Here is a 6,846-nt window from a genome sequence, read left to right on the forward strand (position 1 = left end):
ATTGTAAAGATAGTAAAAAATATAGATATACGCAAATTTAAAATGTTGATAATCAGGGTGATATAAGTATTTAAAAAGCTAAATTATATTAAAGGAAAAAATTGATGCGTTTTCTCTGAGTTTTCTGACTTTAAATTCCTTTTAATTCGGAATCTGTTTGAAAATGCTTTTACATAGATGGCGTGACACGTTCGTGTTCCGCCCGTTACACGTACGTGTTCCGCCCGCGTCACGTTCGTGTTCCGCGCGTTACACGTTCGTGTCACGGTTTTTGAAACGGTTTGTTTTGGAAAATCTTTACAAACGTTTCAGAAAATGTTTGCTGAATAATACATAAGAATCCCTCTCTCGGCAGAATCATATGAGAAGTGTTCTCTGTCGAAAGAGGGATGTATGATAGTATATTTCTTAGAACCGTATTATCCCAACATCGGAACAAGGTATTTAGTAAGCAGATATCCGCCGCCTACAAGCCAGATATAGAGCAATCCTGCGAGGACGAATGGTTTCGCACCTGCCTGTTTGAACTTGTCCAGGCTTGTGTCAGTTCCAAGTGCTGTCATTGCCATGGTTAGCATGAAGGTGTCGATATATTCTATAGCTCCGTTCAGAGGAATTTCCTTTACGCTGTCCACTCCCAGGAGATATTGCAGAAGCGAGTTGAGGCAGATTATTCCGATGAATCCGAATGCGAACCATGGAATGGTGATTTTGCTTTTCTGAGCCTTTCCGCTTGCATCCTTGCTCTTGCGTCCTGAAAGCGCGATACCCATTATCACGAGTACAGGAGCAAGCATCATCACGCGAATCATTTTAGTGATAGTGGCTGTTCCTGCTATGCCGAGTGCGTCTGTAGGGTCCATCGCGTTTCCGGCTCCTGCCACGTGTGCCACCTCGTGAAGCGTACTTCCTGTGTAGATTGCCACACCTGTATCTCCCAGTGCATCAAGCATTCCCGAACGGTACATGATAGGGTAGAGGAACATTGATATTGTTCCGAAGATAACCACTGTAGATACTGCAATAGCAGTTTTATGACCTTCGCATTTCACCACCGGTTCGGCCCCAAGTACGGCTGCCGCACCGCAGATGGCGCTACCTGTAGCTGTCATCAGGGATGTGTCTGCATCCATTTTCAGCAGTTTGCCCAACCATATGCCGAGGAAGATTGTTCCTGCCACTATTATAGTGTCTATCACCACTGCCGGTATTCCCACTGCAGCCACTTGCGTAAGAGTGAGGCGGAAACCGTAGAGCACGATACCTGCACGCAGAATCTGCTTTGTACAGAACTTGATTCCCGGTACCCATGTTTCAGGCAGTTTGTTTCTCAGACTGTTGGCATAAAGCATACCAAGGATGATACCTACAATCAGCGGACTGAATGACAGACTTTTTACGAACGGGATTTCTGCAATGTAGAATGCAGCGAATGAGAACAGTGCGATAAGCAAAATACCGTGGATGGTATTGGCGCGATTTTCTTTTGTAAACATATCGTTTTTCGTTTTTGTTTATAGTTTCTTGTTTCCGGCTGCAAAGATAGTGCTTTTGGCAATATGTTGTTTTTCATCTTATTTTATAGCTTATAACTTTTAGTAATAACCGAAAAAGGTGAATAAATACTGTTGCCTGCTTTTCCTATGTCGGGCATTATTGTTAATTTTGCACGCGAAAATATAAATATGACAGAATGAAGAATTTATTTGGGGCTTTTTGTGCATTGGCCATCGTTGTAGCGGCACTTTCATCGTGCGGTGACAAGAGTATGAAGATGAATAATCCACGTAATATAAAAGGTGTGGTAAGTTACAGACGTTCGTTCGGCGACCTTAATGCCGTTCAGCTGAAATCGGCAAAGGCGATAGGTATTTCTCCTGTGGCATCGCGCGAAGAGGCTGAACATCTGAAGAAAAAACTTGTGAAAATAGAACCGTGCGAATATTATGACATGGACTCGCTTACACACTCCATCCCTTTCCTTGTCCCTACGGCAAGCGCATTGCTCGAATCTATAGGCGAAAATTTTCTCGATTCGCTTGAAAGCAAGGGACTTAACCCTAACAAGGTGATAGTAACTTCGGTTACCCGCACAAAAGAAGACGTAAAACGCCTCAGACGCACAAACGGAAATGCATCTATGAACTCATGCCATTTCTACGGGACGACTTTCGACATCAGTTGGAAGAGATTTGCCAAAGTTGAAGACCCCGACGGACGACCGATGCAGGACGTGCGTGCTGATACACTCAAACTGGTTCTGGCAGAGGTGCTTCGCGACATGAAGAAGGAGGAAAGATGCTATGTCAAGTATGAACTGAAACAGGGATGTTTCCATATAACAGCAAGAAAATAGCCGATGAACAGATATTTCATTTACCTTGCCTACGATGGTACGAATTATCACGGATGGCAGATTCAGCCTAATGGCGACAGTGTGCAGGAAACCCTGAACAAGGCTTTGGCTACATTCCTCAGAGATGAAAGCATAGAAGTGGTAGGGGCCGGACGCACGGATGCAGGTGTGCATGCTAAGCTTATGGTTGCACATTTTGATATCGACCGCGAACTGGACTGTGCGTTGGTGGCAGACAAGTTGAACCGTTTGCTTCCGCAGGACATATCTGTATATAGCGTGAAGCGGGTGCGTGAAGATGCTCATGCACGTTTCGATGCCACATACCGCACTTACAAATACTATATCACTACTCGCAAGGATCCGTTTGCGCGTCATTATTCCTGGAGGTTGTTCCAGAAACTCGACATTGAGAAGATGAACGAGGCAGCTGCTGTCCTTTTCGACTATATAGATTTCACAAGCTTCAGCAAGCTGCATACGGATGTGAAAACCAACAACTGCAAGATAATGCATGCCGAGTGGACACAATGCGGCGAAGACGAATGGGTATTTACTATCCAGGCCGACAGATTCCTGCGCAATATGGTGCGTGCGGTGGTAGGTACTCTGGTGGAAGTGGGACGCGGAAAGCTCTCGGTGGACGGATTCCGAAAGGTTATCGAGGATAAGAACCGTTGCAGTGCGGGAACTTCTGTACCGGCTCATGCTCTGTTTCTCGTAGATATAGGCTATCCTGAGGATTTGTTCCTGTAGAAATCAGTTGCCTGTCTTACGTTCAGAACTCGTTCACTGAATGTTCACCGACCGTTTACTGAACGGCTAATGAACGGCCACTAAACAAATAAAAACTGATAAACTTACAAACCTACAAACTTAAAAACTCAATATGTGGTTACTTTTAGCGTTTTGCTCGGCAGCGTTGCTGGGCTTTTATGATGTATTCAAGAAGAAATCGTTGGCGAACAACGCCGTTCTTCCCGTGCTCGGACTGAATACTCTGTTTTCAAGTCTTATCTTTATTCCGTTTATACTGATTTCGCATTTCAGTCCCGAAGTGCTCGACGGCTCTTTGTTCTATGTTCCGGAAGCAGGCTGGGAGGTGCATAAATTCATCATTCTGAAGTCGTTCATCGTTCTCGGTTCGTGGGTGTTCGGCTATTTCGGTATGAAGCATCTGCCACTTACAATAGTTGGACCGATCAATGCCACCCGTCCGGTGATGACGCTCGTAGGTGCGCTCCTTATCTTCGGCGAACGTCTGAATCTGTATCAGTGGATTGGTGTGCTCCTTGCCATCCTTTCGTTCTTTCTTCTCAGCCGTTCCGGCAAGAAGGAAGGCATAGACTTCAAGCACGACCGCTGGGTGTGGTTCGTAGTGCTCGCTGCTGTTCTTGGAGCTGTTAGCGGCCTGTATGACAAGTATCTTATGGGGCAGTTCAACAATATGGTGGTACAGGCATGGTATAACATCTATCAGCTTTTCCTTATGGGAGGTGTAATCCTCTTCCTGTGGTGGCCGAGACGCAAACACGGAACTCCTTTCCGCTGGGACTGGTGTATTATATTGATTTCAATATTCCTGTCGGCTGCCGATTTTGTGTATTTCTACGCCCTGTCTATGGAAGATTCCATGATTTCCATTGTGTCGATGGTAAGACGAAGCAGTGTTGTGGTTTCATTCCTTTTCGGAGCAATGGTGTTCCGCGAGAAGAACCTGAAGAGCAAGGCAGTAGATTTGCTTTTGGTACTGATAAGTATGCTGTTCCTGTATTTGGGAAATGTGTTGGGATAAATTCAGGCCTATAAATTCTTGAAATAATCTGCAAAGAACATGTTGAACCACTTGATGCCATGATTGGCTACTTCATGCTTTGCGGATTTTTTTATGTAGATGTAGTAGGGAGATAATCTACTATAGTATAATTTTATCCTAATAAATTCTTTCCACATCCCAAATCCTTATATATGATATAAATAAAATAACAACAGTCTTTTCATTATCTGAGGTGGCTTTTGTAAATGCGATTCTAATACTCTCTAATACTGTTAGAACGCCATTAGAATCCTTCTTAAACACTGTTTAAATACCATTTAAATGGTACTTAATAAAGCAAAATACATTTTATCATTCGCAGTGTGAAAGATGTGAAAGTGAAATGTAGTATGTTTTTACTGATAATATTCTTATGGACTGCAGAATTACAGATTTCAGTTTATCATAGTCTTGGTCTATTTTTGTTCATCACCTGTCAGATTCAAATTCTTTCTCAATTTCTTCAATCGTAGGAAGGCTGCCCCGGAAGTCTTTAGGCAAGGCTTGTCCTAATTCATAATCGGAAATTCCGATTGGTTTCTGAATATCACGCAAGGCATATTCTGCTTTGATACGGTCTTTACCCTTGCAAAGCAACAGTCCGATAGTCCGATTGTCTCCCTCCCGGCAAAGAATATCATCTACGGCAGAGCAGTAGAAATTCAGTTTGCCGATATACTCCGGAATGAACTCCGTATCTTTCAATTCGATTACTAAGTAGCGGTGCAGAAAGGCGTTATACATCAATATGTCAATATAATAATCATCACCTGATACCTCTATGTGATACTGACGTCCCATGAAAGCAAATCCTGCTCCCATTTCTACAAGAAATTTCTCCACATGATTTACCAAACCGATTTCCACGTCACGCTCATTGTATTGTTCTGTGAAAGTAAGCATATCGAATATATATGGGTCTTTGAGCATGGATTTCACATCATTTGCTTCCGGAATGGGCAGGGTTTCAGTGAAGTTATTTGCTAACGCTCCATGCCTGCCATAATCATCGAGTTTGATGGCTTCTTGCAGATAGCGTGTCGTCCAGTGATTCGTAATACTCTGTACCATATACCAATAGCGTGCACGAATATCTTTGACCTGCTTTATCAATACAAGATTGTGCGTCCAATCCAGATGCTTGATAGGGAGGGTGAAATTATATTCATCCAATTGCGAAATCAGTGATTTCGCAATTGGAGAAACTGCTCTTTTTATCATCGTCAGTTCCTGATTATACTCGTTGAAGAACTGTACCATATATTGCATATTGCGTACGGTAAATCCTTTTATTTCAGAATAATCGTTCTTCAAATCCGCTGCCAGCCGTTGCAAGGTTTTCTTACCCCAACCGTCTGCATCTTGACTTTGCTGCAACATGCCGCCAATATCCCAATACATCCTGAGCATTTCTTCATTGGCAGCATAAATCGCCCTTTGTTGGGCTGTCAGTACTCGTTGCTTGATTTTGCGAAGCAGTGCCGCATAACCACGAAAGTTATCCGACATGTTTTCAATTGCTTGTTTATCTGTATTTTTAACCATAATCTCCTTTGATATATTTACAAAGTTACGTTTTTTATCCGATTGTACATCAAATTCATACAATATTATTAGTTATTCTCTTATGAGCTATCTTTTCATTGAAGAACCGGCAAACTGAACATCTGTATGCATATGAGCCATAGTATCAGTCATAGCGTAAGAAGCAGCGACCGAGCATTTCTGTAACCTGTATAATTGCTTATAAATCAAACTTATAGTGACAACAGACAAACTCCGTGTTAATAAATAAAAGAACTAATTATAAAAATTGGCTGCATTATGGTCAAATTCCTAATACAATTCCGTTTGTAAGAGAAATCTATGTCAGGATTAAGACCGTATTCTGATTTGAGTGTCGATAAAGTATAAATCACCGTCAATACCATAAAGCACATTGTTGGGAACTACATCAAACACTTCATATTCTGAATTATGATATTCGTCGTAATAGTCCATTTCAAAGCCTAATGCTTTCATATATGCAGCTATTTCATCTTCTGTAGCTTCTCGTTCAGCCAAAATGTAAGGTTGTATAAGAACTGCACAGAACTCTTTTTTTACTATTATAGGCGAAACCTATCATCTGATAAGGTACGTTACCGAATAATTTGTTGTGTGCATTAATGCGGATGAAGAAATTCTCCAAATCATCACCTGCGTATTAAAATTATTCAGTTTAATAACGATATTATCTTTGTTTCCTGTATAGACTTCGTTTTCTCCACCTTTGCTAAGAAATTCAACATTTAAGTTAGAAAGATAAATCCATAAATTGTTGTAATTGGCAAAGTCTATCAACTCTTTTGTTTGCCCTCTCTTATAGCTTTCTGTTGGTTCAAGCGTTCCTGTTGTTTCCTTTTTTCTTCTAACGATATGGGCTGCTTGCTCCAGAATGCTATTGATTGGCGAGTTCGTTCTATCCATTCTTTGTGAAATTCATTTATATATTCCATAAATCTTATGTTTATGATTTCAGAACAAAGATGGTTATTCTTTTTTTTCTTTTATGTTTCGGTACAACATTTTATTTCCTTGGGCTTGTAATCTGGATGTTTTCTTAAAATTTAGTATCTATATAAGTAAGTGCTCTAAAATATTTTTATATTCAGCATAAAATATTAATATTGTA

The 6,846-nt window shown here is 41.3% G+C and carries 6 protein-coding genes and 1 pseudogene; 3 read left to right on the forward strand and 4 right to left on the reverse strand.

Annotated elements, in window-relative coordinates:
- Positions 1–419: 419 nt before the first annotated feature.
- On the reverse strand, positions 420–1,496 hold the full coding sequence (locus QZ379_RS11500; protein ID WP_291564772.1) for a YeiH family protein: 1,077 nt from the start codon (positions 1,494–1,496) through the stop codon (positions 420–422).
- A 197-nt stretch (positions 1,497–1,693) separates the two neighbouring features.
- Here QZ379_RS11500 and QZ379_RS11505 point away from each other — a divergent pair, with 197 nt between their 5' ends.
- The 3 genes from QZ379_RS11505 (at position 1,694) to QZ379_RS11515 (ending at position 4,151) form a co-directional block, all read left to right on the forward strand.
- A complete protein-coding gene (locus QZ379_RS11505) occupies positions 1,694–2,356 on the forward strand; it encodes a DUF5715 family protein (protein WP_291564774.1) in 663 nt (220 codons plus the stop codon).
- Positions 2,357–2,359: 3 nt separating this feature from the next.
- A complete protein-coding gene (gene truA, locus QZ379_RS11510) occupies positions 2,360–3,112 on the forward strand; it encodes a tRNA pseudouridine(38-40) synthase TruA (RefSeq protein WP_291564776.1) in 753 nt (250 codons plus the stop codon).
- A gap of 133 nt (positions 3,113–3,245) precedes the next feature.
- Positions 3,246–4,151: a DMT family transporter gene (locus tag QZ379_RS11515; RefSeq protein WP_291564778.1), complete on the forward strand. Its 906-nt coding sequence runs from the start codon at positions 3,246–3,248 to the stop codon at positions 4,149–4,151.
- A gap of 450 nt (positions 4,152–4,601) precedes the next feature.
- Here the strand turns inward: QZ379_RS11515 and QZ379_RS11520 are convergent, their stop codons facing one another.
- From QZ379_RS11520 to QZ379_RS11525, 3 genes and pseudogenes are all read right to left on the reverse strand, one after another.
- Positions 4,602–5,717, reverse strand: coding sequence for a PDDEXK nuclease domain-containing protein (locus QZ379_RS11520; protein WP_291564780.1), 1,116 nt, complete (start codon positions 5,715–5,717; stop codon positions 4,602–4,604).
- Between the two features lie 87 nt (positions 5,718–5,804).
- Positions 5,805–5,948 (reverse strand): GGGtGRT protein, encoded by a 144-nt coding sequence (locus QZ379_RS12775; protein ID WP_366933618.1) that lies wholly within the window; start codon positions 5,946–5,948, stop codon positions 5,805–5,807.
- Between the two features lie 99 nt (positions 5,949–6,047).
- Positions 6,048–6,641, reverse strand: a pseudogene (locus QZ379_RS11525) (hypothetical protein).
- Positions 6,642–6,846: the final 205 nt, after the last annotated feature.

Source organism: Bacteroides sp. (assembly GCF_019417265.1).
GTDB lineage: Bacteria > Bacteroidota > Bacteroidia > Bacteroidales > Bacteroidaceae > Phocaeicola.

What these genes read in the sequence shown, in the direction of transcription:
- QZ379_RS11515 (WP_291564778.1), top strand. Translation starts at nt 3,246, where the DNA reads ATGTGGTTACTTTTAGCGTTTTGCTCGGCAGCGTTGCTGGGCTTTTAT.
- QZ379_RS11500 (WP_291564772.1), bottom strand. Translation starts at nt 1,496, where the DNA reads ATGTTTACAAAAGAAAATCGCGCCAATACCATCCACGGTATTTTGCTT.
- truA (WP_291564776.1), top strand. Translation starts at nt 2,360, where the DNA reads ATGAACAGATATTTCATTTACCTTGCCTACGATGGTACGAATTATCAC.
- QZ379_RS11505 (WP_291564774.1), top strand. Translation starts at nt 1,694, where the DNA reads ATGAAGAATTTATTTGGGGCTTTTTGTGCATTGGCCATCGTTGTAGCG.
- QZ379_RS11520 (WP_291564780.1), bottom strand. Translation starts at nt 5,717, where the DNA reads ATGGTTAAAAATACAGATAAACAAGCAATTGAAAACATGTCGGATAAC.